Origin of the sequence: Streptomyces sp. NRRL F-525 (assembly GCF_000716605.1) — a bacterium.
Classification (GTDB): domain Bacteria; phylum Actinomycetota; class Actinomycetes; order Streptomycetales; family Streptomycetaceae; genus Streptomyces.
Genome location: NZ_JNXE01000001.1, coordinates 580,195 through 606,733 on the forward strand (window position 1 = coordinate 580,195; position 26,539 = coordinate 606,733).

At 72.3% G+C, this 26,539-nt stretch carries 27 protein-coding genes; 12 read left to right on the forward strand and 15 right to left on the reverse strand.

Annotation, left to right across the window (positions count from 1 at the left end; all coding sequences use genetic code 11):
* The first annotated feature begins 112 nt into the window (after positions 1–112).
* Together OO69_RS02605 and helR are read left to right on the forward strand one after the other, a co-directional pair.
* A complete protein-coding gene (locus OO69_RS02605; RefSeq protein ID WP_033278652.1) occupies positions 113–1,348 on the forward strand; it encodes a glycosyltransferase in 1,236 nt (411 codons plus the stop codon).
* A 95-nt stretch (positions 1,349–1,443) separates the two neighbouring features.
* Complete coding sequence (gene helR, locus OO69_RS02610) at positions 1,444–3,645, forward strand: RNA polymerase recycling motor ATPase HelR (RefSeq protein ID WP_033278653.1); 2,202 nt, start codon at positions 1,444–1,446, stop codon at positions 3,643–3,645.
* A 62-nt stretch (positions 3,646–3,707) separates the two neighbouring features.
* On the opposite strand, the gene OO69_RS02615 is transcribed toward helR, so the two are convergent.
* From OO69_RS02615 to OO69_RS02630, 4 genes are all read right to left on the reverse strand, one after another.
* Positions 3,708–4,451, reverse strand: a complete 744-nt coding sequence (locus OO69_RS02615) for a GntR family transcriptional regulator (RefSeq protein WP_033278654.1) — start codon at positions 4,449–4,451, stop codon at positions 3,708–3,710.
* Between the two features lie 154 nt (positions 4,452–4,605).
* The gene (locus OO69_RS02620) at positions 4,606–5,772 is read right to left on the reverse strand and encodes an EstA family serine hydrolase (protein ID WP_033278655.1); all 1,167 of its coding nucleotides are present in this window, start codon (positions 5,770–5,772) and stop codon (positions 4,606–4,608) included.
* A gap of 98 nt (positions 5,773–5,870) precedes the next feature.
* Positions 5,871–6,275 carry a nuclear transport factor 2 family protein gene (locus OO69_RS02625; RefSeq protein WP_033278656.1) on the reverse strand — a complete coding sequence of 135 codons (405 nt, stop codon included), beginning with the start codon at positions 6,273–6,275 and terminating at the stop codon, positions 5,871–5,873.
* Positions 6,276–6,285: 10 nt separating this feature from the next.
* Positions 6,286–7,254, reverse strand: a complete 969-nt coding sequence (locus OO69_RS02630; RefSeq protein WP_033278657.1) for an acetylxylan esterase — start codon at positions 7,252–7,254, stop codon at positions 6,286–6,288.
* 103 nt (positions 7,255–7,357) lie between these two features.
* Here OO69_RS02630 and OO69_RS02635 point away from each other — a divergent pair, with 103 nt between their 5' ends.
* Positions 7,358–8,716, forward strand: a complete 1,359-nt coding sequence (locus tag OO69_RS02635; protein WP_033278658.1) for an 8-oxoguanine deaminase — start codon at positions 7,358–7,360, stop codon at positions 8,714–8,716.
* Between the two features lie 150 nt (positions 8,717–8,866).
* On the opposite strand, the gene OO69_RS02640 is transcribed toward OO69_RS02635, so the two are convergent.
* The 3 genes from OO69_RS02640 to OO69_RS02650 all read right to left on the reverse strand — a co-directional run bounded on the left by OO69_RS02640 (position 8,867) and on the right by OO69_RS02650 (position 11,011).
* A complete protein-coding gene (locus OO69_RS02640) occupies positions 8,867–9,451 on the reverse strand; it encodes a hypothetical protein (protein ID WP_199810865.1) in 585 nt (194 codons plus the stop codon).
* Positions 9,452–9,657: 206 nt separating this feature from the next.
* On the reverse strand, positions 9,658–10,413 hold the full coding sequence (locus OO69_RS02645) for a ferredoxin reductase (RefSeq protein ID WP_033278660.1): 756 nt from the start codon (positions 10,411–10,413) through the stop codon (positions 9,658–9,660).
* Positions 10,406–11,011, reverse strand: coding sequence for a sulfite oxidase-like oxidoreductase (locus OO69_RS02650; RefSeq protein WP_033278661.1), 606 nt, complete (start codon positions 11,009–11,011; stop codon positions 10,406–10,408). The genes OO69_RS02645 and OO69_RS02650 overlap by 8 nt, the downstream gene beginning before the upstream one ends.
* A 283-nt stretch (positions 11,012–11,294) precedes the next feature.
* Between OO69_RS02650 and OO69_RS02655 the strand changes: the two genes are divergently transcribed.
* Both OO69_RS02655 and OO69_RS02660 read left to right on the forward strand, forming a co-directional pair.
* Complete coding sequence (locus OO69_RS02655; RefSeq protein WP_033278662.1) at positions 11,295–12,221, forward strand: NADP-dependent oxidoreductase; 927 nt, start codon at positions 11,295–11,297, stop codon at positions 12,219–12,221.
* The gene (locus OO69_RS02660; protein ID WP_033278663.1) at positions 12,218–12,940 is read left to right on the forward strand and encodes a GNAT family N-acetyltransferase; all 723 of its coding nucleotides are present in this window, start codon (positions 12,218–12,220) and stop codon (positions 12,938–12,940) included. Before OO69_RS02655 ends, OO69_RS02660 begins: the two co-directional genes overlap by 4 nt.
* A 21-nt stretch (positions 12,941–12,961) precedes the next feature.
* On the opposite strand, the gene OO69_RS02665 is transcribed toward OO69_RS02660, so the two are convergent.
* On the reverse strand, positions 12,962–13,363 hold the full coding sequence (locus OO69_RS02665; protein ID WP_051800746.1) for a MarR family winged helix-turn-helix transcriptional regulator: 402 nt from the start codon (positions 13,361–13,363) through the stop codon (positions 12,962–12,964).
* A gap of 288 nt (positions 13,364–13,651) precedes the next feature.
* Here OO69_RS02665 and OO69_RS02670 point away from each other — a divergent pair, with 288 nt between their 5' ends.
* Entirely contained in the window at positions 13,652–14,446 is a 795-nt protein-coding gene (locus tag OO69_RS02670) for a putative protein N(5)-glutamine methyltransferase (RefSeq protein WP_033278665.1), read from the forward strand.
* 489 nt (positions 14,447–14,935) lie between these two features.
* On the opposite strand, the gene OO69_RS02675 is transcribed toward OO69_RS02670, so the two are convergent.
* Positions 14,936–15,658: a hypothetical protein gene (locus tag OO69_RS02675; RefSeq protein WP_033278666.1), complete on the reverse strand. Its 723-nt coding sequence runs from the start codon at positions 15,656–15,658 to the stop codon at positions 14,936–14,938.
* A gap of 218 nt (positions 15,659–15,876) precedes the next feature.
* Between OO69_RS02675 and OO69_RS02680 the strand changes: the two genes are divergently transcribed.
* Both OO69_RS02680 and OO69_RS02685 read left to right on the forward strand, forming a co-directional pair.
* The gene (locus OO69_RS02680) at positions 15,877–17,892 is read left to right on the forward strand and encodes an FAD-dependent oxidoreductase (protein ID WP_033278667.1); all 2,016 of its coding nucleotides are present in this window, start codon (positions 15,877–15,879) and stop codon (positions 17,890–17,892) included.
* 30 nt (positions 17,893–17,922) lie between these two features.
* On the forward strand, positions 17,923–18,459 hold the full coding sequence (locus tag OO69_RS02685; RefSeq protein WP_033278668.1) for a PadR family transcriptional regulator: 537 nt from the start codon (positions 17,923–17,925) through the stop codon (positions 18,457–18,459).
* Between the two features lie 67 nt (positions 18,460–18,526).
* On the opposite strand, the gene OO69_RS02690 is transcribed toward OO69_RS02685, so the two are convergent.
* Positions 18,527–19,072 carry a hypothetical protein gene (locus OO69_RS02690; protein WP_033278669.1) on the reverse strand — a complete coding sequence of 182 codons (546 nt, stop codon included), beginning with the start codon at positions 19,070–19,072 and terminating at the stop codon, positions 18,527–18,529.
* A 396-nt stretch (positions 19,073–19,468) separates the two neighbouring features.
* On the reverse strand, positions 19,469–20,464 hold the full coding sequence (locus OO69_RS02695; protein ID WP_033278670.1) for a fibronectin type III domain-containing protein: 996 nt from the start codon (positions 20,462–20,464) through the stop codon (positions 19,469–19,471).
* A 409-nt stretch (positions 20,465–20,873) separates the two neighbouring features.
* On the opposite strand from OO69_RS02695, the gene OO69_RS02700 reads away from it, so the two are divergent.
* Entirely contained in the window at positions 20,874–21,581 is a 708-nt protein-coding gene (locus OO69_RS02700; protein ID WP_033278671.1) for a glycoside hydrolase family 75 protein, read from the forward strand.
* 27 nt (positions 21,582–21,608) lie between these two features.
* Here OO69_RS02700 and OO69_RS02705 read toward each other — a convergent pair whose 3' ends face one another.
* Positions 21,609–22,370 (reverse strand): SDR family NAD(P)-dependent oxidoreductase, encoded by a 762-nt coding sequence (locus OO69_RS02705; protein WP_033278672.1) that lies wholly within the window; start codon positions 22,368–22,370, stop codon positions 21,609–21,611.
* Positions 22,371–22,504: 134 nt separating this feature from the next.
* Here OO69_RS02705 and OO69_RS02710 point away from each other — a divergent pair, with 134 nt between their 5' ends.
* Positions 22,505–23,143, forward strand: a complete 639-nt coding sequence (locus tag OO69_RS02710; protein ID WP_033278673.1) for a TetR/AcrR family transcriptional regulator — start codon at positions 22,505–22,507, stop codon at positions 23,141–23,143.
* Between the two features lie 72 nt (positions 23,144–23,215).
* On the opposite strand, the gene OO69_RS02715 is transcribed toward OO69_RS02710, so the two are convergent.
* A complete protein-coding gene (locus OO69_RS02715) occupies positions 23,216–23,539 on the reverse strand; it encodes a putative quinol monooxygenase (RefSeq protein WP_033278674.1) in 324 nt (107 codons plus the stop codon).
* A 146-nt stretch (positions 23,540–23,685) separates the two neighbouring features.
* Here OO69_RS02715 and OO69_RS02720 point away from each other — a divergent pair, with 146 nt between their 5' ends.
* Together OO69_RS02720 and OO69_RS02725 are read left to right on the forward strand one after the other, a co-directional pair.
* Positions 23,686–24,519 carry a helix-turn-helix domain-containing protein gene (locus OO69_RS02720; RefSeq protein WP_051800722.1) on the forward strand — a complete coding sequence of 278 codons (834 nt, stop codon included), beginning with the start codon at positions 23,686–23,688 and terminating at the stop codon, positions 24,517–24,519.
* Between the two features lie 156 nt (positions 24,520–24,675).
* Positions 24,676–25,368 carry an SDR family NAD(P)-dependent oxidoreductase gene (locus tag OO69_RS02725; RefSeq protein WP_033278676.1) on the forward strand — a complete coding sequence of 231 codons (693 nt, stop codon included), beginning with the start codon at positions 24,676–24,678 and terminating at the stop codon, positions 25,366–25,368.
* Between the two features lie 112 nt (positions 25,369–25,480).
* Here the strand turns inward: OO69_RS02725 and OO69_RS02730 are convergent, their stop codons facing one another.
* Both OO69_RS02730 and dhaL read right to left on the reverse strand, forming a co-directional pair.
* Positions 25,481–25,891 (reverse strand): PTS-dependent dihydroxyacetone kinase phosphotransferase subunit DhaM, encoded by a 411-nt coding sequence (locus OO69_RS02730; protein ID WP_033278677.1) that lies wholly within the window; start codon positions 25,889–25,891, stop codon positions 25,481–25,483.
* Positions 25,884–26,498 carry a dihydroxyacetone kinase subunit DhaL gene (dhaL, locus tag OO69_RS02735; RefSeq protein ID WP_033278678.1) on the reverse strand — a complete coding sequence of 205 codons (615 nt, stop codon included), beginning with the start codon at positions 26,496–26,498 and terminating at the stop codon, positions 25,884–25,886. The genes OO69_RS02730 and dhaL overlap by 8 nt, the downstream gene beginning before the upstream one ends.
* Between the last annotated feature and the right edge of the window lie 41 nt (positions 26,499–26,539).

A 26,539-nucleotide genomic window follows, 5' to 3' on the forward strand; every position in this document is an offset into this window, starting at 1 on the left:
CACTCCTCTTCCCTTCTTAACGTATAGCGCACCGGGGGGCTTGCGGCAAGGCCCCCGTCGTGCCGCAGAATGTCCGGCCTGAGGCCACGACCTGCGGAAACGGGAGTCTCGAATGCGTGTGTTGCTGACGACGTGGGGATCGCGCGGGGATGTCGAACCGCTCGCGGGACTCGCGTCGCGCCTGCTGGAACTCGGCGCGGAGGTGCGGGTGTGCGCGCCGCCGGACGAGGAGTTCGTGGAGCTGCTGGCCCGCGCCGGTGTGCCGCTGGTGCCGCTCGGTTCGTCGGTGCGGTCGGTGGTGAACGGTGCGAAGCCGCCGTCGGCGGCGCGGGCGTTCGAGCTCGCCCCCGAGCTGGTCGCCGCCCGCTACGAGACGCTCACCAAGGAGGCCGAGGGCTGTGACGTGCTTCTGGCCACCGGTCTGATGCCGGCGGGCGCACGCTCGGTCGCCGAGAAACTCGGCATCCGCTACGTCCTCGCCTGCTTCCACACGGCCGGACTGCCCTCGTCGACGTACCCGCCCCTCTCGCGGCCGGGGCACGCGTCCTCGCCGGAGGAGACCGACATCAAGACCCTGTGGGCGGAGGACGCCCAGCGCGTGAACGCCCTGTACGGCGAGGCGGAGAACCGGCACCGCGCGGAGCTCGGCCTGCCGCCGGTCGAGAACGTACGGGACTACGTCTTCACCGAGCGGCCGTGGCTGGCGGCGGACCCGGCGCTGTTCTCCTGGCAGGACCACACCGACCTGGACGTCGTCGTGACGGGACCGTGGATCCTGCCCGACGAGCGCCCGCTCCCGGCCGGCCTGGAGACGTTCCTGCAGGCGGGGGAGGAACCGGTGTACGTCGGCTTCGGGAGCATGGCCCTGCGCACCTCGCCGGGTCTCGCTCGCATCGCGGTCGACGCGGTCCGGGCACAGGGCCGCCGTGTCCTCCTCGCCAGCGGCTGGGCGGGCCTGGCCGCGGTCGACGACCGGGACGACTGCTTCGTCGTAGGAGAGGTCAACCAGCAGGCGCTGTTCCGGCGGGTCGCCGCCGTCGTGCACCACGGCGGCGCGGGCACCACGACGACCGCCGCGCTGGCCGGTGTGCCGCAGCTGGTCGTGCCGCAGATCGTCGACCAGCCATACTGGGCGGCAGGGGTGGCCGAGCTGGGCATCGGCGTCGCACACGACGGACCGACGCCGACCTACGACTCCCTGTCGGCCGCGCTCACCACCGTCCTGGCGCCCGGGATCCGGGACCGGGCGCGGGCCGTGTCCGGCACGATCCGCACCGACGGGACGACGGTGGCCGCGAAGCTGCTCCACGACATGGTCAGCGGGGAAGGGCGGTCCACGCACGCGTGAACCGCCCGAACCGAGCACACGAGAAACCGCACGCACCGGTCCCCACGCCCAGCCGCACGCCGGGCCGTGAGCGACCCCAGATCGGAATTGATGCCGTGAACCCCCTGACCACCAGCGCCTTCGACCTTCCCGACCGGCTCTCCGCCAAGGCCGACCCGGCGCTGATCGCCGCCGACGAGCAGCACTTCGCGGCGATCGCGGAGAGCCTCGACCGGTCGATCGCGGAACTGACCGAGAGCCTCGACACCGCGCGCCGGGCACCGGGTGGCATCGGCCGGGCGGCGATGGACCGGGACACGGAGATCCACCGGCTCACCACACGGCTGCGCACGCTACGTCGCTTCGGCCTGGACCTGTGTCTTGGCCACATGGTGGACGCCGACACCTCCGAGCCCGTGTACATCGGGCGGCTCGGCCTGACCGACAGCACGGGCCGTCGGCTGCTGCTCGACTGGCGCTCCCCGGCGGCGGAGCCGTTCTTCGGCGCGACCCACGCCAACCCGATGGGACTGGCGAGCCGCCGCCGGTACCGCTGGACGCGCGGCCGGATCAGCGACTACTGGGACGAGGTGTTCACCGCCGACGGCTTCGCCGGGCACGCGGCGCTCGACGACCAGTCCGCGTTCATCGCCAGCCTCGGCGGCAACCGCTCGGGCCGGATGCGCGACGTCCTCGGCACCATCCAGGCCGACCAGGATGCCATCATCCGCGCGGGATCACGCGGCGCGCTCGTCGTCGACGGCGGCCCCGGCACCGGCAAGACCGTCGTCGCCCTGCACCGCTCCGCCTACCTCCTCTACTCCGACCCGCGCCTCGGGCACCGCAGGGGCGGCGTGCTGTTCGTGGGTCCGCACCGGCCCTATCTGGACTACGTCGCCGACGTCCTCCCCAGCCTCGGCGAGGAGGGCGTGCAGACCTGCATCCTGCGGGACCTCGTCGCCGAGGGCGCGGCGGCGGTCGCAGAGGCCGATCCGGAGGTGGCGCGGCTGAAGTCGTCCGTGGAACTGGTGCGGGCGATCGAGCCCGCCGTCCGGTTCTACGAGGAGCCGCCCACCAAGGGCATGAACGTCACCACGCACTGGTCCGACATCTGGCTGAGCGCCGAGGACTGGGCCGTCGCGTTCGAGGCCGCCGAACCCGGCACCCCGCACAACGAGGGCCGCGAGCAGGTCTGGCAGGAACTGCTCACGATCCTGGTCGACAAGCACGACGACACCGCCTCGCCGCGGGACGGAGAGGATGGGCAGGTCACGCCCGAGCAGCTCCGCCGTTCGCTGCGGCAGAACCGGGACCTGCTCACCGCCTTCAACCGCGCGTGGCCGCTGCTCGAGGCGGCCGACCTCGTCGGCGACCTGTGGACGGTACCGGCCTACCTGCGCAAGTGCGCCCCTTCGCTGAGCCGCGACGAGGTGCAGCGGTTGCAGCGCCCGGACGCCCAGGCCTGGACGGTGTCCGACCTGCCGCTGCTGGACGCGGCACGGCAGCGGCTCGGCGACCCGGAGTCGGCGCGCCGCAAGCGCCGACAGGAAGCCGCCGTCGCAGCCGAGCACTCCCGCCGGACCGACGTCATCGACAGCCTGCTGCAGAACGTCGAGATCGACGAGAGCGAGGGCGCGATGGGCATGCTCCACGGAAAGGACCTACGGGACGCGCTGATCGACGAGGCCGCGCAGGTGTCCGCCATCGAACCCGACCTGCTCGCCGGGCCGTTCGCGCACATCGTCGTGGACGAGGCACAGGAACTGACCGACGCGGAATGGCAGATGCTCCTGCTGCGCTGCCCGTCCCGGAGCTTCACCATCGTCGGCGACCGCGCCCAGGCCCGGCACGGGTTCACCGAGTCGTGGCAGGAGCGGCTGAAGCGGGTCGGCCTCGACCGCATCAACTTGGCCTCCCTGACGGTCAATTACCGCACCCCGGAAGAGATCATGACGGAGGCGGAGCCGGTCATCCGTGCGGTGCTCCCGGACGCCAACGTGCCGACCTCCATCCGCAGCAGCGGCATCCCTGTCGTCCACGGACCCACCGCCGACCTGGAGTCGGTCCTCGACACCTGGCTCGCCGAGCACGCGGACGGGATCGGCTGTGTCATCACTACGGCCGAGATGGACGCGGACATCTTCCGGGCGAGGCCTCGTGTCCGGGCGCTGACTCCCGTGCTGTCCAAGGGACTTGAGTTCGACCTGGTCGTCCTCCTCGACCCGGAGCAGTTCGGCGAGGGCATCGAAGGAGCCGTCGACCACTATGTGGCGATGACCCGGGCGACTCAGCAGCTGGTCGTACTCACGAGCGCGTAAGTCGGCATGGCGCGCGGCGAGTTGGGATCCGCCGCGCGCCGACGGCCTGAGCTTTTGTGCGATCAGCCTGCTGCGGGCAGCGTGAACTCGTAGATCAGGGCGTCCTGTTGGGCCTCCACCACCAGGTCGGTGATCTCCAGCGGGCGCGCGTACTGGTCGTGCACCCGGCGGGTCACCCGCACCGAGGGCGCGTTGGCGACCTGGGTGATGGCGTCCCGGTGGTGCAGGGTCAGGCCGGCCCGGCGCATCCAGTCGTAGGTGCGCCGGAGTTGGGCGGCGGCGGAGCCGTCGGCGCGGTCGCGGTAGCGGGCCAGTTCCTCCACCTCGGCCAGCGCCACCGCCGAGAAGGACGTGACGGCCGTGCGCAGGCCGCTGCCGTCGGCCGCGGCGGACGCGTAGCGGTGGACGAGGGTGGGCCGGTGCGGGGCGATGCCCAGGGCCTCGGCGTGGTCCGGCGGGGGAGTCTCCCAGGCCACGGTGGCCCGGTCGAAGCCGGTCGGGTCCGTGCTGCGGGCGCCGACCGGGAAGGTGAGCGAGGACGGGGTCTCGACGGGCTGCCCGGCCAGGGTGGCGTGGCTGCCGCGCCGGTCTGTGGCGACCAGGCCGTCCCTGCGCAGCACCTCCAGCGCCTGTCTGATGGTCTCCCGGCTGACCTGGAAGTGTTCGGCCAACTGCCGTTCGCCGGGCAGGCGTTCACCGGGCGGGATGGTGCCGTGGTGGAGTTCGCCGAGCAGTTGGGTGGCGACCTTCCCGTAGAGGGGCTGGTCGTCGGCGGTCGGGTGGTCGTGGGGGGTGGTGCGGGCCATGCCGCGCCTCCTGTTGGTGACAAGACTGAGGGCAGAACTGGTGACGATTCGTAGCCGTGCGGGCTCGTTGCGCGACCAGATCTAGCATTGGTCTAAACCACCAGGGAAGAGCGGCAGGGCAGTTAGGCCGAAACCGGCCCGCGCCGATCACCCCTCACAGGGCCTCGTGCACGGCGTCGATCAGGGTCATCTTCCGCGGGTCGTCGGCGATATGAGGCCCCATCCGGTTCATCACATAGCCCATCGACACCCCCGCCTCCGGGTCGGCGAGACCGAAGGAGCCGCCGAACCCGTCGTGTCCGAAAGCCCTCGGGTTACGGCCGTACGATCCGTTCGGGCCGCTGAGCCACAGCCCGAGCCCGACCTCCGTGTCGTGCGCGAAGCCCGCGCCGAGGACCAGGTCGCGGCAGCTGCCCTGGCCCTCGCGCACCCGCTCGGCCGCCTCGGGGGAGAGGACGCGGTGGCCGTCGTAGGTTCCGCGTCCGGCGAAGACGCCGTAGAGCGCGGCGACGGCGCGTGCCGTGCCGTGGCCGTTCGCGGCCGGGATCTCCGCGGCGCGCCACTCGGGGGTGTTGGCCTCGGCCGCGCCCGCGACGGGGTTGGTCAGTGCGGCGATGGCGGCGGGCGCCAACTGGCTGAAGATCGCGGCCTGTTCACTCGCCGACGCGGCGGGCGGATGCACCAGCTCGGCCGCCCGGCCGGCCTCCTTCTCCGGCAGCCCGATGGTGAAGTCGATGCCGAGCGGGCCGGTGACCTCGCGCTCCAGGAAGGCGCTCGGGAGCAACCCCGAGACGCGGCGCACCACTTCGCCGACGAGGAAGCCGTAGGTCAGCGCGTGGTACCCGGACTGGGTGCCCGGCTCCCACCAGGGTTCCGTCGCCGCGAGCCGCTCGGTGGTCAACTCCCAGTCGTAGAGCTGCGCGAGGGAGTGCGGCTCGCGCAGTCCTGCCAGTCCGGCGCGGTGGGAGAGCAGGTGGCGTACGAGGACGTTCTCCTTGCCGGCGGCGGCGAACTCCGGCCAGTACGTGGCCACCGGGGCGTCGAGGTCGAGCAGGCCGCGGTCGGCGAGGATGTGGGCGCACAGGGCCACCGGGCCCTTCGTCGTCGACCACACGTTGACCAGCGTGTCCCGCTCCCACGGGCGGGTGCGGGCCGCGTCGGCCCAGCCGCCCCAGAGGTCGACCACGGTCTCGCCGTCGACGGTGACGGTCAGCGCGGCGCCCAGTTCGTCGCGGTCCCGGAAGTTCTCCTCGAACGCCGTGCGGACCGCCGAGAAGCGGGGGTCGCAGTGGCCGTCGACGGCTGGCTGGTGCTCGGACATGGGGCCTCCGTGGTGTGCCGGACGCCCGGGCCGCGACGCTGCGGCCCGGACCCCCTGAACATACCGACTGGTCGGACTGACCGGAAGGCGCCGTACGCTCAGTTCAGGAACAAGGTGCCGGTCGGCTCCCGGTGACCCGGCTCCGTGTGCCAGTAGTCGCGGGTCTCCACGGCCAGACCGCTGCCGTCGAAGCGCGCGAAGACACAGCCCGCGAGGGTGGACGGTTCGCCGTCCTCCTCGGCCAGCACCCTGAACTCGGCCACGGCGACGCCGTGTTGGCCGACGACCGGCGCCGAGAAGCGCACATCCCTCACCTGCTCCGCCGCGAACGACCACCGGAGATAGTCGCCCAACTCGGCCCGCCCCCGGTGGGGTTCACGGAACGGCATCGAGCGGTGGACGCAGTCCTCGGCGTACAGCTCCAGCAGCGCGTCCACGTCGTGCTCGGCCCAGGCGCGCGCCCAGACCCGCACGAAGTGTTCGGCGGCCTCAGTCGTGTCCATACGGCACCCCTCAGACGTGCGACCGCAGCCAGTCCAGCTTCACGGCCTCCTGGTAAGGGCCGCCGCCCTCATGGTCGTTGAAGTCGTAGACCTCGATCTTCTTGTCCTCGTGCGCCCACGCGTTGAACACGGCGAACACCGTGGAGGGAGGGCACGTCTGGTCCTCCAGGGCCGTCGAGAAGAGGGCGGGAGCGCGGCCCCGGGACGCGAAGTGGACGGCGTCGAAGTACGAGAGCGTGCGAAGGACGTCCTCGGTGCGGCCGCGGTGGGTCTTGAGATAGCTGGCGATCTCGCGGTACGGATGGCGGTCCGTGAGGATCGCGGCGCGCGGGTAGTCGCACAGGAACGGCACGTCCGGCGCGATCCCCGCCAGGTCGCCGACCAGCCCGCCCACGGCGATGGCGATGCCGCCGCCCTGGCTGGCGCCGACCGCCACCGTGCGCGTGGGATCGACCAACGGGTGCGAACGGGCCGCCTCGACGGCTCGCACGGCGTCCGTGAACACGCGGCGGTAGTAGTAGTTCTCGGGGGCGTCGATGCCCCGGGTCATGAAACCGGGAAACGCGGGCGCGCCGCCCACCGGGTCCGGGGTGCCACCGCCGCCGCCCCACGCGCTGCCCTGCCCGCGCGTGTCCATGATGAAGTGCGCGCGGCCCGTCGAGGCCCACAGCAGGTTCTCGTGCGGGAGGCCCCGCCCGCCGCCGTAACCGACGAACTCCACCATCAGCGGCAGGGGTTGGGCCGCGTCGGCCGGCAGCCGCAGCCAGCCCTTCACCGGGTGACCGCCGAATCCGGCGAACGTCACGTCGTACACCTTCACCGTGGACAGTCCCGTGTCGACGGGTTCGAAGCGGGCGTCCAGATCGTGTTCGCGGGTCTCCTGCAGGGTCTTCGACCAGAAGGCGTCGAAGTCCTCGGGCTCGGCGGACTCGCTGCGGTACTCGCGGAGTTCGTCGAGCGGAAGGTCGAACAGGGCCATCGATGACCGCCTTTGTGAAGTGTGAGCACAGATGATCACACCGTACGTGTGACCTCGGAGGACTCGCCAGGCTTTTACGCCGCCCCGCGCCTACCCTGTCGGCATGTCGTCTGCCGTGGATCTGCTGGTCAAGGACGCCGAACTGCTCGTCGTGGACGGCGGGCGGGAGATCCCGGGCGGCTGGGTCGCCGTCACGGGTGGTCGGGTCACCGCCGTCGGCGCGGGAGGGTCCGAACCCGATGCCGCTACGACCGTCTCGGCGGCCGGGCGCCTGGTCACCCCCGGTCTGATCAACACGCACCACCACATCTACCAGAACCTCACCCGCTCCTACGCCCCCGCCGTCAACGGCACCCTCTTCGACTGGCTGACCACGCTCTACCCGCTGTGGGCGGGCCTCGACGAGGAGGCCGCGTACGTGTCGGCGTACGTCGGTATGGCGGAACTCCTCATGGGTGGCTGCACCACATCCTCCGACCACCTCTATGTGCATCCGCGCCCCTACCTGGTCGACGCCGAGATCCGTGCCGCCCGCGACATCGGCTTCCGCTTCCATGCGACGCGGGGTTCGATGACCCGCTCCGTCGAGGACGGGGGACTGCCGCCGAGGAGCGTCACGCAGAGCACGGACGAGGTGCTGGCCGACAGCGAGCGCCTGATCAAGGCCCACCACGACCCGGAACCGGGCGCGCTGATCCGGGTCGCGCTCGCGCCCTGCTCGCCGTTCTCGGTGACGAAGGACGTGATGACGGCGACCGCGGAACTCGCCGAGCGGTACGACGTACGGCTGCACACACACCTCGCCGAGGACCGGGACGAGGACACCTACTGCCTGGAGACCTACGGCTGCCGGCCCGTCGAGTACTTCGAGGACACCGGGTGGATGAGCGACCGGACGTGGGTCGCGCACTGCATCTACCCCAATGACGACGAACTCCGCCGTCTCGCCGCCGCGGGCGTCGGTGTGGCGCACTGCCCCAGCTCCAACATGCTCATCGGGGGCGGTACGGCGCGGGTGAAGGAGATGCGGGAGCTGGGGCTGCCGGTGGGGATCGGCTGCGACGGCTCCGCCTCGACCGATCACGCCTCGTTGTGGATGGAGACGCGGGGTGCGCTGCTGCTGGGGCGGTATCGGGGCGGGCCCGGTGCGATGACCGCGCGGGACGCCCTCGACATCGCCACCCGGGGTTCGGCGCGGTGTCTGGGGCGGGCTGATGAGCTGGGGCATCTGCGGCCGGGTGCGTGTGCCGACCTCGTCGTCTGGGATCTGCACGAGGTCGCGCTGGCCGGGGCGGTGAGTGATCCCGTCGAGGCGTGGCTGCGGTGTGGGCCCGCGCGGGCGTGGACGACGGTTGTGGGTGGGCGGGTGCTGGTGGAGCGGGGGGAACCGGTGCTGGCGGGGTTGGGGGATGTGCTGCGGGACCATGGGCGGGTTGCTCGGCGGATGCAGCGCGCGGTGTAGAGGGGGGAGTGGGGGCAGGGAGGCGGGGGCTGAGGGTGGGGTGAGGCGGGGTGTCTCAACTGCCGTGTGGGGGTGGGCTGTTGGGGTGTGAGGATGGTCGAGGTGGCCACGGCTGACACGCCACGCCCGGCGCCTGCCGGATCCGGTGCGTCACGCCCGCCGTCGCGTCCACTGCGGTTCCGTCAGCGCCCAGTCCCGTTCCCACTCGGCCAACCGGTGTCGCAGGGAGACCCGTTGGGCCACCGCGCGCGCGAGGAGGGCCACGCCGATCACACCGGCCGCGGACCATACGCCGACGGTCAACGTGTGCTGCCAGACGGCCACTTCACCCGGTGGCGGGGCGACACTGTGGCCCTTGGCGTCGAGCCATACGGCCACCACGTCACCGCGTCCCGTGCCCGCCGGGACCGCGACCGTGGCCGTGTGCGAGCCCTGGCCCGGTTCCGTCCAGCGCACCGCCACCGGGAAGCTGCGCGGACGGTCCCCCTCGACCGAGGGGAGTTCGGCGGGCGGGGTGCCGATCACCTTCGCCTGGACGCGATGGCGGTCGGCGTGCTGGGTCGCGGCGATGGTCCGGGCCTGGTCGTGGGCCCACAGACCCGCGGTGGCACCGGCCAGGGGAGCGCCGACGAACAGCAGGAGGGTCACGGCCAGCGCTGTCCACGCCTCCACGACATCCGACCGGCGCCGCAGCGGATTCCGCCGTCGGCGTCGACTCCGTACCCGGGTCCGCATGTCGGTCTCCTCGCCGTCACCGGAGCCGAGGAACCGTAAGACCGGAAGCCCCTGTGGGGCCGGTCCGCCGCCGCCTCGACACCGCGCACGCATGCGAGCGTCCACACAGAAGTCGTACCCCCTCCGAGGTACTTCTCTCAACCGGAGCCGAGTGGATCGGCCGGGAGGCCGTGTGCCACCGGGCCGATCCCGAACCGAACCGATCCTCAGCCGAACCGCTCGATGCGGATGCGGTCCACCGGCTGGCCCGCCTCGACCAGCAGCCGGGAGGCGTGCTCGGCGAAGCCGTTGGAGCCGCACACATAGGCCTCCCACCCACCTGCGGGCTGCTCGGCCAGGAGCGGTGCCACATGTGCGGCGGCCATACGTCCCACCGGCACACCCTCCGGCGCGCTGCGCGTGAACACGGCCGTGGTCTCCGCGCCGTACTCCCGCGCGTAGATCAACTCCTCCGGACTGCGCGCCGACACCACCAGCCGCAGCGGCACGGACAGGTCCCGTGCCCGGTGCTGCCGGAGCATCGACATCAGCGGTACGACCCCGGAACCGGCGCCCAGCAGCAGGGCGGGCCGGTCGCCGGGCCAGGCGAAGAAGCCGCTCAGCGGGCCGCGGACCTCGACCTCGTCACCGGGCCTGGCCACCGTGTGGAACCAGCCCGACACCTCGCCGCCCTCGACGTGGTCCAGGGTCAGCTCCACATGCCCGGTGTCGTCCGGGTGCGAGGCGATCGAGTAGTGGCGCTGCGCCACATAGCCGTCCTCGGCACGCAGCCGCAGCATCAGGTGCTGGCCGGGCAGATGTCCGGCCCAGCCGGGCACCGCGAAGCGGAAGGTGGCGGCGTGAGGGGTCTCCCGGCGGATCTCGGTGAGCGTGGCGGTCTGCCACACGGCGGCGGCGCGGTTGCTCACGGCGATGCGTCCCGGCACCGCGAACCTGGTGGTGGGCGCGAAGGTGTCAGTCACCGGAGTACCGCTGTTCCTCCCAGGGGTTGCCCCGGGCGTGATAGCCGTTCTGCTCCCAGAAGCCGGGCTCGTCGTGGTCGAGGAGACGCAGGCCCGCGATCCACTTGGCGCTCTTCCAGAAGTACAGGTGCGGCACCAGCAGCCGGGCGGGGCCGCCGTGCTCGGCGGGCAGCGGCTTGCCGTCGTACTCCCACGCGATCCAGGCGCGACCGCCGGTCACGTCTTCGAGCGGGAGGTTCGTGGTGTACCCGGTGTGCGAATACGCGACCACATGTGTGGCGGACACATGGGGCCGCACCACATCGAAGAACGCGTCCAGTGAGACGCCCCCGAACCGCACCCCGAACTTCGACCAGCTCGTCACACAGTGGATGTCACCCTCGTAGGCCGACGCGGGCAGTTCGTGCGCCTGCGTCCAGTTCCAGGTGCGCGGCTGCTCCACGAGTCCGTCGACGCGGAACGTCCAGTCGGCCGGTGCGAGGTCGGGGGTGACCTCGGCGGACAGGACGGGCCAGTCGTCGCCCGCGTCGTACTGACCGGGCGGCAGGCCTGCGTCGGGGACGCGCGGGCGTCCGGTGAAGCCTCGGGTGACGTGCATACGGGTGGAGCCTCCAGGCCGCTGCGGCGCGGGTCCGCCGGGCGAGCGTGATCAGTGGTTTCTCGTTTCAACGGTACGCGTCCACCAGGTATGCCCAGGTCCGGGGGCGGCCGACGATCATTGCGGCCGTATGAACTCTCCCCGCCCGAGGGAATAGCCGCCCGGGGACCGACCTTGGTCTTCAGTGCGGCTTGAGTACGGACCGCCGGTGGTCGTGGCGTGTGTCGTGATGGTGTGGTGACCGCCGGTGATCCGGTGACTGCGAAGGAGAGTGAGGGAAGAGATGCCGAAGGCGTACGTCTTCACGCGTTACGGGGGACCCGAGACCGAGGCGCTCGTCGAGGTCGACCGGCCCAGTCCCGGCCCCGGTGAAGTCCTCGTCGCGGTGCGCGCGGCCGGGGTGAACCCGGTCGACTGGAAGCAGCGCAACGGCTACCGCCGACCCGGCGAGACCGGTTCGCGCGCGTTCCCCGCGGTCTTCGGCCAGGAGGTCTCCGGAGTCGTACGGGAGACCGGCGCCGGAGTCGACGGATTCGCCGTCGGCGACGAGGTGTTCGGCAGCACGGTGGCCGGCGGATACGCCGAGTACGCCCTGCTGCCCGCCACGGTCACCGCGCACAAGCCCGCCGAGCTGTCCTTCCCGGACGCGGCCACCCTGCCCGTCGCCGCGGCGACCGCGTACGACGGGATCCGCCAGCTCGACCTGCCCGCCGGCGCGACCGTGCTTGTCACCGGCGCGGGCGGCGGTGTCGGCTCCGCGGCCCTGCAGATCGCCCGCGCGCTGGGACTGCGTGCCGTGGGCGTGGCGAGCGAGGGCAAGAAGGACTTCGTGGAGTCGCTGGGCGCGGTCCACGTCCCCTCCGGACCGGACCTGGCCGCACGGGTACGCGCCATCGCTCCGGACGGCGTCGACGGCGCCTACGACCTCGTCGGCGGCGAGGTCCTCACCGAGGCGGCCACCCTCCTCACCGACCCCACGAAACTGATCACCGCCGGGGCCCCCGCCCCCGAGGTCGAGAAGCTCGGCGGCGCCCGGGTCGAACGCGCCCGCAACTCCGCCGTCCTCGACGCGCTCGCGCAGCTCGTGCTCAGGGGGCAGCTGGACCCGCACGTGACGCAGACCTTCCCGCTCGACCGGGCCGGCGAGGCCCTGCGCACCGTCGAGGACGGTCACGCCCGCGGCAAGATCGTGATCGAGGTCGCCGTATGAGCACGTCCGACGAACGTGTCCTCGACAACCCGGCCCGTGCCGCTCTCACCGGTCCGCACGCCCACTTCGCCGAGCGGCGCGGACGGGTGCTGCGCTACCCGGTCGACGTGACCCCGTGGCTGGCCCTGCCCGACGAGCCCGACGCCGAGGACTGGGCGGACGTGGCCGCGATGTCCGGACCGGGCGCCGAGATCCCGCTCCTCGGGTTCCGGGACCGGGTGCCGGACGACTGGGAGATCACCTTCCACATCGACGGCGTGCAGATGGTGGACGACGGGTTGGCCGCCGCACCGGATCCGGAGGCGGTCCTCCTCGGCCCGGCCGACGTCCCCGAGATGCTCGACCTGGTGGAACGGACCAAGCCCGGCCCCTTCCTGCCCCGCACGATCGAACTCGGCACCTACCTCGGCATCCGCCGCGACGGCGCCCTCGTCGCCATGGCCGGCGAACGACTCCACCCGCCCGGCTGGACCGAGATCAGCGCGGTCTGCACCGACCCCTCCGCCCGCGGCGAGGGTCTCGCGAGCCGCCTCATACTGGCCGTCGCGCACGGCATCCGCGAGCGCGGCGAGACCCCGTTCCTGCACACCGGCGCGAGCAACGCGACCGCCATCAGGCTGTACGAGTCCCTGGGCTTCCGGCTGCGCCTCGACACCGCGTTCCTCGCGGCGCGGGCGCCGGAGCACCTCACCCAGACGCGGCCCGTGGGGGTGTCGTAGAACCGAAGGGTCGGTGACGCCTCAGCCGTTGTCCGACTCCCCCTCCGGCCATGCGTTGTAGCGCTCCAGATAGCCGGCGAAGCGGGTCAGGTCCTCCTGGGGCCAGCCCGCGAGCCGTTCCCGGAAGGCGGCCTGGCGGTTCTCGGTGACCTGGGCGAGGATGCGGCGGCCGGCGGCGGTGAGGTGCAGGACCTGGACGCGGTGGTCCTCGGGGTCGGGGCGGCGCTCGATGAGGTCGGCGCGTTCCAGGGCGGCGACCTGGCGGCTGACCGTCGACTTGTCGAGGGCGTAGTGCGCGGCGAGGTCGGTGGCGCGGCAGCCGTCGCGCTCCTCCAGGTGGCTGAGCAGGGTGTACGACACCAGGGACAGCTCGGGGTGGAGGCGGCCCGCCGAGGCCCGGGCGCGCCGGGCGAAGGTCGTCATCTCGCGCTGGATGGTCTCCACGGCCTGGTCCGCTCGCACTGGAATCTCCCTCGTTCACCCGGTTGTTGCAGAGTACAACTCGGTCACGAGGTCGGCCCCTCGTGGGCCCGGTGGTTGGGGTAGTGTTGCTCCCCGGTCGCGGACGGTCGCGGCCCTGAACTCCCTGGAGGTGAGACCCATTACCGCTGTGTCAGGTCGGGTGCTCTCACCTCAGGACAGCGCGGATCACCGCCGGTAGGTGACCGCGAGAGCGCCCTTCGGTTGCCTCCCGAAAGGCCCTCGGCTTTCATGCCCCCTCTTTCCCCCGCCTCCGTCGTCGCCGCGCTCCGTGCCGCGGGCTGTGTCTTCGCCGAGGACGAGGCGCGACTGATCCTCTCCGCCGCCCGCACCCCGGACGAACTCACCGCCATGGTGGACCGCCGGGTCACGGGCCTGCCCCTCGAACACGTCGTCGGCTGGGCCGAGTTCAGCGGTCTGCGCATAGCCGTGGAGCCCGGTGTGTTCGTGCCCCGCCGCCGTACCGAGTTCCTCGTCGAACAGGCCCTCGCGCACGCCCCGGACGCGTCCGTCGTCGTGGACCTGTGCTGCGGTTCCGGCGCGGTCGGCGCGGCGCTGGCCGCGGCCCTCGGCCGGGTCGAACTGCACGCCGCCGACATCGACCCCGCCGCCACGCGCTGCGCCCGCAGAAATATCGCGCCCTACGGCGGTCACGTCCACACGGGCGACTTGTTCGCGGCGCTCCCCGACACGTTGCGCGGCCGTGTCGACATCCTCGCGGCCAACGTGCCGTACGTCCCCACGGGCGAGGTTGGCCTGCTACCGGCCGAGGCCCGCGACCACGAACCCCTGGTCGCCCTCGACGGCGGCACCGACGGCCTCGACATACTCCGCGAGGTGACCACCGGCGCCCCCGACTGGCTCGCCCCCGCCGGCTGCCTCCTCGTCGAGACGAGCGAGCGCCAACTCCCGGCGGCGGTCGAGGCGTTCACACGCGCCGGGCTGGAGACGCGGTCGGCGTACTCGGAGGAGTTGTACGCGAATGTTGTGATCGGGGTGAGGGGCGTGGGGGTGGTCGGGTCGTAGCGCGCGGGTGCGGGTGGGGCGGCTGGGTGCGGGGTGCTGCTGTCGGGTGGGCTGGGGGAGGTGCTCGGGTCCTTGCGGTCGATGGTGTCTGTGAGGGGCTGGTCGGCGGCGGTGTGGGTGTGGGCGTGCCGGAAGGGGTGCCGGTCAGGTCGTAGCGCTGCTGTCGGACGGGCAGGGCGCCCGACTGGCCCCGGGCGGCCACCTCCTCGTCGAGACAGGTGAGTGTCAACTCCCTTCAGCAGACGAGGCGTTCACGGGCGCCGGGTTGGAGACGTGGTCGGTCTGCTCTGCGGAGTCGTACGCGAACGTCGTGATCGGCGGCGGGGTGGCGGGTCAGGTCGTTGCGCCGCTGCCTGTCGGGCTGGGGGTGGTGCTTGGGGCGCGGTCGCCGTGTCCTCAGGGGGCCGAGGTCGCGAACGCTCGGCCCGTCTCGTCCCTCACCCGGGTCGTGCGGTCGGAGGTGTCGGTGAAGGCGGCTGGTGGTGTGGGTCAGGTCGTGGCGCCGCTGCCCGACGGGCTCGGCGGGGCGCTTGGGGTGTGGTCGCCGCGTCCCCACGGGCCGGGGCCTCGGCCGCCCGGGCCGCCTCGTCCGTCGCCCGGGCCCTTGCGGTCGAAGGTGCCCGTGAAGGCTCGGTCGGCTGTGCGGGTGCCGCCGTTGGAGCGGGTGCCGGTCAGGGAGGCCGTGTCGCCCTTCTTGAGGGCGTCGGCGCCCTTGGGTGTGACGCCGGAGCCCACGGTCCAGGTCCATGACGTGCCGTCGTCGCTCTTGACGGTGACCTGGTCGCCGTCGACCTTCGTGACCGTGCCGCGCTGCCAGATCCGTACGACCCACTTGCCGGTGGTGTTGTCCTTGACCGTCGCCTCGCCGTGTACGGCCGCGCCGCCGAGGCCGAACCCGCCACCGTGCCGGAAGCCGGGACCGCCGGGCGATGGTGTTCCCGACGGGGAGCCCGCGGCGGCCGGTACCGCGTCGCTGCCCGAACCACCCGAGGTCGCCGCGTAGGCGACGGTCCCGCCGAGCGCCAGTACCCCCACGGTGGCCACGGCGATCACCGCCCGGGACCGCCGCGACCGCTGTCGCCACAACCGGTCGAGACCGCCGTCGCGTTCGGCTCCGCCGGGGCCCGTGAGCACCTCCCACTCGGGGGCGTGGTCGGGCATCGGAGGTACGGCCGCGCTGTCGCCGGCTTCGTGCTCAGGATCGTGCGTCACGGCTCGCTCCCTAGGCCACGCGCGCGGCATCCCACCGGCACGCCTGCCTGTGATTCTCCGGGGCGGGCGATAAAGAAGCGGTAATAAATCCCTGTGAATCCCGGGCCTGCCGACCCATCGCGCCCTCAGCCCTCCCTCTCCGCCCTTTGTGCAACTAGTTGCACAATCGCCTTCGCGTCCTCTACAAAAGAGGCACGACACCGCGCACGGAGGCCTCGATGAGCCGTTACCCGCACCTGCTGAACCCGCTCGACCTGGGCTTCACCACACTGCCCAACCGTGTCCTCATGGGCTCGATGCACGTAGGCCTGGAGGAAGCCGAGCGCGGTTTCGAGCGCATGGCGGAGTTCTACGCGGCACGCGCGCGTGGCGGGGTCGGCCTGATCGTCACCGGTGGCATCGCGCCCAACGAGGCCGGCCGGCCCTACGAGGGCGGCGCCAAGCTCACCACTGACGCCGAGGCCGCGCAGCACAGCGAGATCACCGCCGCCGTGCACCGCGAGGGCGGCCGGATCGCGATGCAGATCCTGCACTTCGGGCGGTACGCCTACCACCAGGACCTCGTCGCGCCGAGCGCCGTCCAGGCGCCGATCAGCCCCTTCCCGCCCCGCGCGCTCACCGACGACGAGGTCGAGCGGACCGTCGAGGACTACGCCCGCGCGGCCCGCCTCGCTCGGCAGGCGGGTTACGACGGCGTCGAGATCATGGGCTCCGAGGGCTACCTCATCAACGAGTTCATCGCCGCGCAGACCAACCACCGCGACGACCGCTGGGGCGGTTCCTACGAGAACCGGACGCGCTTCCCCGTCGAGATCGTGCGCCGGGTGCGCGAGGCGGTCGGCGAGGACTTCATCATCGTCTACCGGCTGTCGATGCTGGACCTCGTGCCGGGCGGCTCCACGCTCGACGAAGTCATCAGGCTGGCCAAGGCGGTTGAGGCCGCCGGGGCGACCATCATCAACACCGGCATCGGCTGGCACGAGGCGCGCATCCCGACCATCGCGACCTCGGTACCGCGCGGCGCGTACACCTGGGTGACGAAGAAGCTGATGGGCGCGGTCTCGGTCCCGCTCGTCACCACCAACCGCATCAACACCCCTGAGCTGGCTGAGCAGTTGCTCGCCGACGGATACGCCGACATGGTGTCCATGGCCCGCCCGATGCTCGCCGACCCGGACTTCGTCGCCAAGGCCGCGGCCGACCGCTCCGACGCCATCAACACCTGCATCGGCTGCAACCAGGCCTGCCTCGACCACACCTTCAGCGGCAAGATCACCTCCTGCCTGGTCAACCCGCGCGCCTGCCACGAGACCGAACTCGTCCTCACGCCAACGCGGTTGCGCAAACGCGTCGCGGTGGTGGGCGCGGGTCCGGCCGGTCTGGCGTGCGCGGTCTCGGCCGCCGAACGCGGTCACGAGGTGACGTTGTACGACGCGGCGGGCGAGATCGGCGGACAGCTCAACGTCGCCCGACAGGTCCCGGGCAAGCAGGAGTTCGACGAGACGCTGCGCTACTTCCGCACGCGGCTCGCCGAGCAGGAGGTCGACGTACGCCTCAACACGCCTGTCGCGGCAGGGGACTTGGGCGCCTACGACGAGGTCGTCGTCGCCACCGGCGTCAGCCCGCGCACCCCCGACATCCCCGGCGTCGACCACCCCAGCGTCGTCGGCTACCTCGACGTCCTGCGCGACCGCGTCCCCGTCGGCGACCGCGTCGCGATCCTCGGCGCGGGCGGCATCGGCTTCGACGTCGCCGAGTTCCTCACGGACGGCGGCGACAAGGCGAGCGAGGACCCGGCGACGTACTTCCGCGCCTGGGGCGTCGACATGGACTACGCGGCCCCCGGCGGCCTCACCGCACCCGAGCGCCCCGCCCCGCCCCGCACCGTCCACCTCCTCCAGCGCAAGGCGACCAAGGTCGGCGCCGGCCTCGGCAAGACCACCGGCTGGATCCACCGCACCGAACTCAAGCACCGGGGCGTCACCATGGTCCCGGGCGTCCAGTACGACCTGATCGACGACGCCGGACTGCACGTCACCGTCGACGGCCGCTCCACGGTCCTGGAGGTCGACACGGTCGTCCTGTGCACGGGCCAGGACCCGCGCCGCGACCTCTACGACGAGTTGACCGCCGCCGGCCGCAGCGTGCACCTCATCGGCGGTGCCGACGTGGCCGCCGAACTCGACGCCAAGCGCGCCATCAAGCAGGGCACCGAGGTCGCGGCCGCCCTCTGAGGCCCGGGGCCCGTCCCTAGGATGACCTCCATGTCACTCCCGCACGCGATCCTCACCGCCCTTCTGGAGAAGCCGTCCTCGGGTCTCGAACTGACCCGGCGCTTCGACCGGTCGATCGGTTACTTCTGGTCGGCGACGCACCAGCAGATCTATCGCGAGCTGGGAAAACTGGAGGCCGAGGGCCAGATCCGGGCGCTCGCGTCCGAGCAGCCGGCCCGCGGCCAGAAGAAGCGCTACGAGGTCCTGCCCGCGGGCCGCGCCGAACTGGCCCGCTGGACCGCGTCCTCCCAGGACCCCAAGCCGCACCGCGATGTGATGCTGTTGCGGCTGCGCGCGGCGGCGGTCGTCGGCACGGACGGCATCGAGGACGACCTGCGCCGCCATCTCGCCCTGCACCAGCGGCAGTTGGCGGAGTACGAGGAGATCGAGAAGCGCGACTTCCCGCCCGGCCGGGACAGCCCCCAGGACCGGCTCCAGCACCTCGTGCTGCGCGCCGGCATCGACCTGGAGACCTTCTGGACGCAGTGGCTCACGCACGCGATCGAGGAGTTCGCCGAACTGCCGTAGGGCAGGTGTCCCAGGGCATGAGGGAGGGGCCGCCCGGGTGCGGGCGGCCCCTCGTGGTGGTGGACGGTCAGAGGCGGTACGGCTTCGCGCGCCTGCGCAGGAACCAGGCCGTCGCGATGACACCGACGCCGACCAGGCCTCCGCCCACCCCCAGCGTGAGCGGGCCGTAGTCCTTGGTGGCCCCGCCGAGGCCGCCCATCACGCCCCGCGTGGGCGAGGCCGTGGCGGAGACCGTGGGGGTCGTGGACCTGGACACGATCACGGACTGGCTGCCCGCGGGCGTGCTGGCGTTCTGGCACATGACGATGATCGTGTAGGTGCCCGGGGTGACGTTCGTCCAGGCGGTGGACTGGCTGACGGTCGTCCCCGCCAGGGTCGCCTTGCGGCCCTCGGCGAAGCTGCCCTGGCTGCTGGTGAGGAGCGAACCGGTGCCCCAGACGCCGGTGGTGCGGTTCTGGGAGCACGCGCTGGTCGTGACCGAGACCGTGGTCCCGGTCGTGCTCACGGAGATCCCCGACGCCGCGCCGGCGGTACCGGCGGTCAGGGCGAGGGGAAGAGCGGCGGCGGCTGTCACGGTCAGGCCGGAGCGGAGTAGTAGCTGAGAAGTGCGCATGGGACTGCCCTCCGGCGGCACGGTTGGCGGAACATCCCTTGCGCCGCCGGGATCGGGAAACGGCCGTGCTGCCTCCAAGGAAGCCAACGCGCCCCCGGCCCGTCCCGCATGCGGACGGGGACCGGGCAGGTGACGGATTCCTTCGTCCGGCTCAGGGATGACGCGCGGTCAGGGCCGGAGACCGGTTCGCGTGGACCCGCCAGGTGGCTCCCGTACGAGCGTCACGTCCGGCGACGCGCACGCGCTCCGGAGACTGGTCCGCCGGGAACACCCCGATCCGCTACGACGTCCGGCGCGTGCGGGGGCTCCGCGTCCTGCGCGGCCGCCGTTCGAACAGCCCGCGCCCCAACTGCGCCTCCAGCGACCGGATTTATGCCGTCGAGTGCTGCGGTTCCCCTACGGCCCGGCAGCGCCCGTCGTCACCGTCCGTTCCGCCGAGAACCCGCCCCACGTACCGTCCGGCAACCGCGCCCTGAGCCGCACCCGATGGGTGACTCCGGCGTCCCCGCCCGCGTAGAAGCTGTACTTCGCGTGATCGCGCGGTGCGGTCCCGCCCCAGACCAGCGAGGTGGCCGGCTGCCCGTCGAGGTGGATCTGGTACTCCGTGACCAGGCCGTCCGTGCGTGGCGGCACCCAGGACAGGTCGATGTAGTACGCCCCGTCGCCGCCCCGGTGGGTGGTCGCGCGGAAGTCCGTGGGGGCGGTGCCGCTTCCGGCGTCGCCGCCGGGCGCGGTGGTGAGCGGGACGGCCGTGCTCGCGGGCGAGAGATTGTCGGCGGCGTCCCGGGCGCGCACGGTGAACGAGTAGCGGGTGCTCGGCCGCAGCCCCGTGACCACGGTCGCGGTCTGGGCTCCGCCCACACTGTGGATCTTCGCCCCGCCCTGGTAGATGTCGTACGACACCACACCCCGGTCGTCCTTCGAGCCGCCCCACGAGAGCTGGACGGCCCGGCTGCCGATGGCGCGGCCCTGCGGGGTGAGGGGGCGGGTGGGCGCCGAGTGGTCGGCCGCGACGGCGACCGGTGTCCGCGCCCGGACCGTCCGGCTGCGCGGTCCCAGGCGGCCGTCGGTGTCCCGGGCCCGCACGGTGAAGGTGTACAGGGTGGCGGGCTTGAGCCTGGTGACATCCACCATGTGCTCGGAACCGGCTACTTCCTTCACTTTCGTGGTGCCCCGATATATCTCGTAGGTGTCGATGCCCGGGGTCGCCGTCACCGCGTCCCACATGACGTGCACGCTGGTCGCGCTCCCCGCCGCGGCCGTGACGCCGGCCGGGGCACCGGGGGCATGGCCGTCCCCCTCGTCGGTCGTCCCGCAGGACGCGAGCAGCAGGAGCGCGGCGCACGCGAGGGCCGTACGGAGAAGGGCGGGGGTGGCACGGACGCGTCGCACGATTCTGCCTCCCCGGCATCACGCGGGCACCACACGACGGAAAAGGTCCGGACCAATATGACCCGGGTGGTGCGGCCGCATCAAGAGGGGCGCCGTTGCCGACCGGTCACGAGGGTTACGTATGCTGAAGTCCTCACGGCTGAACTCGCCCCTGGGAGTGGGCAGTTCATGCCGGTGGCGCGGACCGCTGTCGTCGCTGATCCCGCGCCGGCGCGGGCGGCCGGGTGGCCGGAGCCGATAGCGGCTCGGGTCCCCGGCCCCCGTCGGGAGTGACGCGAGCTCAGGGCCCCGGCCCCCGTCGGGAGTTCGGGGCGTGCACCGTCCGGCCCCCTACCGGTGGCCGCCTGATCGGACCGGTACCAGGGTGGGCTGAGTGTCCGTCAGATCCCCCAGGAGAGGGTCCTCTATCGTGCGTGTCCAGTCGCTGACGCTGGCCGCGGCCGGCGCCGCCCTGCTCGCCCCGACCACGCTGCCCGCCGCCGCCCCTGTCACGTTCGTCCGGCCTCAGGCCGGGCCCGCGGCGCTGCGCGAGGGCGACGTCCGCGCCGCCGATCTGCTGGCCAAGGTGCGTGACTGCGTCCCCGTCTCGCGCGGCCGTTACCGCAGCGACGACGGGGAGCGCGCGACGATCCCGGTCTGCGGCACCAAGGAGGCCGTCTACTGGAAGGCCGACCTGGACATCGACTGCGACGGCCAGGCCGGCGCCCGCTGCAACGCGCGCACCGACCCGCTCTTCTCCTCCATGACGGCCTATCAGCAGTCCGACGGCCGCTATCTGGACGCCGAACGGCTCCCGTACATCGTGGTCCCCGCCGCGAGCGCCCTCTGGAACCACCGGGACCACGGCGTCCGCGGTGGCTCGGTCGCCGCCGTCGTCTACCGGGACCGGGTGCAGTACGCCGTCGTAGGAGACGTCGGTCCGCACGACATCATCGGCGAGGCGTCGTACGCCACGGCCAAGGGGCTGGGCATCCGCGCGGATCCGCGCGGCGGCGGGACGGACGACGGCGTCACCTACATCGTGTTCAAGGACTCGCAGGTCAAGCCCATCGAGGACCACGCGGCGGCCGTGGAGACGGGGCAGCGGCTGGCGCGGCTGTTCGTGGCCGCGGACTGAACCCCGCGTCCGAGTTGTCCGGAGCCGTCAGACCGCCGACCAGCCGTCGTCGACCGGCAGGATCACGCCGTTGATGTTGCTCGCCGCGTCCGAGGCGAGGAACACGATGGCGGCGGCCTGCTCCTCGGGCTGGGCCAGCCGGCCGACGTTGACGAAGTGCGGGCCGAGCGCCGCCGGACCGTGGGCGGCCCGGTCGGCCTCCACGGAGATGTTGGTCGCGGTGCCGCCCGGGGCGATGGCGTTGGCCCGGATGCCCTGCTTGCGGTACATCACCGCGAGGTTCTTGGTCAGGCCCACCACCCCGTGCTTCGAGGCCGTGTAGGCGGCGCCGGCCGCGCTGCCCCGGAGGCCCGCCTCGGAGGCGGTGTTCACGATCGCGCCCCGGCCCGCCGCGAGCATGTGCGGCAGCGCGGCCCGGGTGAGCAGGAAGGGCGCGGTCAGGTTGACCCGGATGACCCGCTCCCACTCCGCGTCCTCGACGTCCGCCAGCGCCGACATGCGGTCCATGATCCCGGCGTTGTTCACCAGCACGTCGACCCCGCCGAACCGCTCCACGGCGGTCGCGACCACCTCGTCCACGACCGTCTGCTCGCTCAGGTCGCCCGGGACCGCGACGGCGGTACCGCCCGCCTGCTCGATCTCCTTGACGACCGCCTCGGCGCCGTCCGCGTTCAGGTCGGCGGCCACGACCTTGGCGCCTTCCGCGGCGAAGGCCAGGGCGGCGGCACGGCCGATGCCCGAACCCGCTCCGGTGACGATGACACTGCGTCCGTCGAGTCCAGTGGCCATGAGGTGCTCCTGTCCGTGGTGCGAGGGCTCTGCGCCGCCCGGGGTCCCCACACCATACGACTTAATGTCTTCGAGTGACATAAAGTCATGGTGGAGAATCCCCGGAGGTCACGACCGCAGCCGGAGGGGAACTGATGACCGCACCCAGCGGACGCACGGGACGACCGCCTCTCACCGAGGCACGCAAGGCCGAGATCCGTCTGGAGATCGCCCGGGCCGCGGTGGAGCTGTTCGTCGCCCAGGGCGTCGCGGCGACCACCGGCGAACAGATCGGCCAGGCGGTCGGCGTCTCCGCGCGCACCGTGTGGCGTTACTTCCCGAGCAAGGAGAGCTGCGTACGACCGCTCTTCTCGGCCGGTATCGACGTGATCGCCGCCCGCCTGCGCGAGTGGCGCCCCGGCCACCCCCTGCCGGAACTCTTCGACCCGGCCCTCGCGACCGGCCTGCTCGCCGCAACCGGCCCCGACGGCGCCACCGGCAGCGCCCTGGTCCGCCTCACCCGCACCGAACCGGGCCTGCGCGCGATCTGGCTCCAGACCTACGACGAGGCGGAACCGGCGTTCGCCCGCGCGCTCGCCGACCGGGCGGGTCTACCGGCGGACGACCTGCGGCCCATGATCCAGGCGGCGATGCTCAACGCGGCGTTGCGGGCGGCGGTGGAGCGGTTCGCGTGGAGTGTGAGCGAGCCTGCGGCGGACGCGGGGGTGGGGGAGGCCGAGGTGGCGGAGACGTTGCGCTCGGCGCTGGCGATCGCGGCGCAGGGGGTTTCGTAGAGCGACCGGCCGTAGGCATCAGGGGTGGGGGAGGACCCGTGCCCGCGCTGCTCGGCACTGTGCAGGGTGGGGCTACCCTGCCGGACGGAACGGCTGCAGGAGGCGGATCCCGTCCTCGATGGCGCCGTCCATCAGCTCCAGCAGTTGGGGCACCAGGTCCCGCATGCGGGGCGCGTACAGGTGGCCGTCGAGGGCCTCGCGGCTCTCCCAGCGCTCGAAGATGACGAACGTGCCCGGTTCTCCCTCGACCTGGTGGGCCTCGTAGTCGATGTTGCCCGCGTCGTTGCGTGAGGCGGTGACGGCGGCCGACATGAACGCCTTCATCGCGGCTTCCTTCCCGGACTTGGCCCGGGCTTCCCACAGCACGGTGACGTAGTGGTTCGACGTGGTGGTCATGGTCGCTCCTCGTGGCTCCGAACGGCACGGTCGTGCGCCGTTCACGAGTCGACACTGCGCCCCAGGACGCGTCGGCGGGAGCTACGGCGCTTCGTGGTACAGCGCGTACCACCCAGTGCGGCGGGGTGTGCGCGAGGATGGTGTGCATGGATCAACTCGGTGCCGCGCTGCGGGCGTGGCGCGACCGGTTGGATCCCGCCACGGTGGGCTTCGCGCACGGCTCGCCCCGTCGGGTCCCGGGTCTGCGGCGCGCGGAACTGGCGACGCTGGCCGGCATCTCCGTCGAGTACGTGGTCCGGCTGGAGCAGGGACGGGTGGCGACACCGTCGGCGCAGGTCTGCTCGGCCCTGGCACGCGCCCTGCACCTGTCCGACGACGAGCACGCCCACCTTCTGCGCATGGCCGGGCACGCGGCGGACCCGACCAGAGTTCCGCGCATGATCCCGGGGAGCCTGTACCGGATCGTGGACCAGCTCTCCGCCAACCCGCTGGCGATCTACGACGCCACCTGGCAGTTGCTGCACTGGAACCCGCTGTTCGCGGCCACGTTCGGCGATCCCACGGTCCGCGGGGCGGGCGACCGCAACGTGCTGGTCTGGCAGTTCCTGGGTGAGCTGCCCCGGGTCCGGCAGACGGCGGCCGAGCGGGCGGCGTTCGAGGAGTCCCTCGTCGCCGACCTGCGCGCAACGACGAGCCGGTACCCCGACGATCCCGACCTCGCGGCACTGGTGTCGAGGCTCAACCTCAGCCCACGGTTCCGCGAGCTGTGGAGCCGCCGGGCGGTGGGCGGTCACCAGAGTGCGCACAAACTCGTCCAGCACCCGGATGTCGGCGACATCGCCCTGAACTCCGACATCCTCGCCACCCAGGACACGAACCTCCGCCTCGTGGTGTACACGCCGCAGCCGGGCACCGACGCCGGCGGCAAACTCGAACTCCTCGCGGCCATCGGGGTCCAGAGGATGTCTCCGCAGGGCTGACTCCCCGCGTACCCGGCGGCCTCGTCCGATGGACCGGGCCGCTGGGTGGTACGCGCCGTACCAGGAAGTCCCGTAGCTCCCGCCGATCCTCCCCAGGGCTCAGTGTCGAGTCGTGAACAGCGCACGACCGTGCTGTCCGGACCAGGAGGAGCCAGCATGACCACCACCTTCATCACCGGGGCCAACAAGTCCCTCGGCCTGGAAACCGCCCGTCGCCTCGTCGAGGCGGGGCACACCGTCCTCCTCGGTGCCCGCGACCGTGAGCGCGGCCGGGCCGCCGCCGCCTCGCTCGGCGCCCGGTTCGTCCAGATCGACGTGACCGACGACGCCTCGGTCCGGGCCGCGGCCGCGGATGTCGCCGCGCACGAGGGAACGGTCGACGTCCTGGTCAACAACGCGGGCGTCCTCGGCAGGGTCGGCCCCGTCGAGGAGTACACCGCGGCCGACATGAGCGCCGTACTCGACGTGAACGTCGTCGGGATCGTGCGCGTCACACACGCCTTCCTCCCGCTGCTGCGCACCTCGCCGAACCCGGTCATCGTCAACGTGTCCAGCGGGATGGGCTCCTTCGGCATGACCCAGGACCCGGCGCGGATCGAGTCGCAGTACGCCCTGCCCCTCTACTGCGCCTCGAAGGCCGCGGTCACGATGCTCACGACGCAGTACGCGAAGGAGCTGAAGGACGTGAAGGTCAACGCCGCGGACCCCGGGCAGACCGCGACCGACTTCACCGGCGGCCTCGGCCACAGCGTCGCCGACGGCGCGGAGTCCATCGTGACCCTCGCGACGATCGGCCCGGACGGCCCGACGGGCCAGTTCGTCGACCGCTCCGGGAACCTCCCGTGGTGAACGACCTGCCCTGAACCCGGAGCCGGTCGATCCGCCCGGGCCGACCGGCCCACGCATGCCCGTGCCTGCCGCCGAGCGTCGGCTGCTCTCCGCCTTCCGCTACGACCCCGCCTCACACCTTCCGATAGGTGTACGCCTCCGCGGCCGCCGCCTCCACCGTGTCCAGGTCCGCTCCCGTCGACGCCGTGACGACCGCGGCGATCGCGCCCTCGACGAACGGGGCGTCCACCAGGCGGGTGCCGGCCGGGAGTTCGTCGCCCTCGGCCAGCAGGGCCTTCACGGTGAGTACCGCGCTGCCGAGGTCGGTGAGGACGGCGACTCCGGCGCCGCGGTCGACGGACGCGGCCGCCGCGGCGATGAGTTCGGAACTGGTGCCGAGCCCGCCGCCCTCGGTTCCCCCGGCGGCGGCGAGCGGTACCGAGGCGCCCGAGCCGGACAGCCCGCGCGCCAACTCGGCCACGGAGAGGGCGACTTCCGCGCTGTGCGACACCAGCACGATGCCCACCAGCTTCTCGTCACTCACCGGTGGCCTCCGTGGTCGCTGCTTCCTGGAGTGCGGCGATGAGCAGCGACGCGGAGGTGGCGCCCGGGTCCTGGTGCCCGATGCTCCGCTCCCCGAGGTAGCTCGCCCGGCCCTTGTGGGCCTGCAGGGGTGTGGTGGCCACGGCGCCCTCCTCGGCGGCGGCACGCGCCGCGGCGAAGCCGTCCGGGAGCGCGTCGACCGCCGGGACGAGGGCGTCGATCATGGTCTTGTCGCCGGGTGCGGCACCGCCGAGGGTCATGACCGCCTCGACTCCCGTGCGCAGCGCGAGGGCGAACTCCTCCTCGCTCACCTCGGCGGCATCCCCGAGGGCCTTGCCGGTACGGCGCAGCAGCGTGCCGTAGAGCGGGCCCGACGCGCCGCCGACCGTCGAGATGAGCGTGCGTCCGGCGAGCATGAGGACGGCGCCCGGGGTGTCCGGCGCCTCCTTCTCCAGGGTGGCGGTCACGGCGGTGAACCCGCGTTGCAGGTTAGCGCCGTGGTCGGCGTCGCCGATGGGCGAGTCGAGGTCGGTGAGCCGGTCCGCCTCGCGGGCGACGGAGGCGGCGGTCGCCGTCATCCAACGGCGGAAGAAGTCGGCGTCGAGCACGGAATCTCCTTGCGTGAGGGGTGAGTTGACCGGGTGTGCCG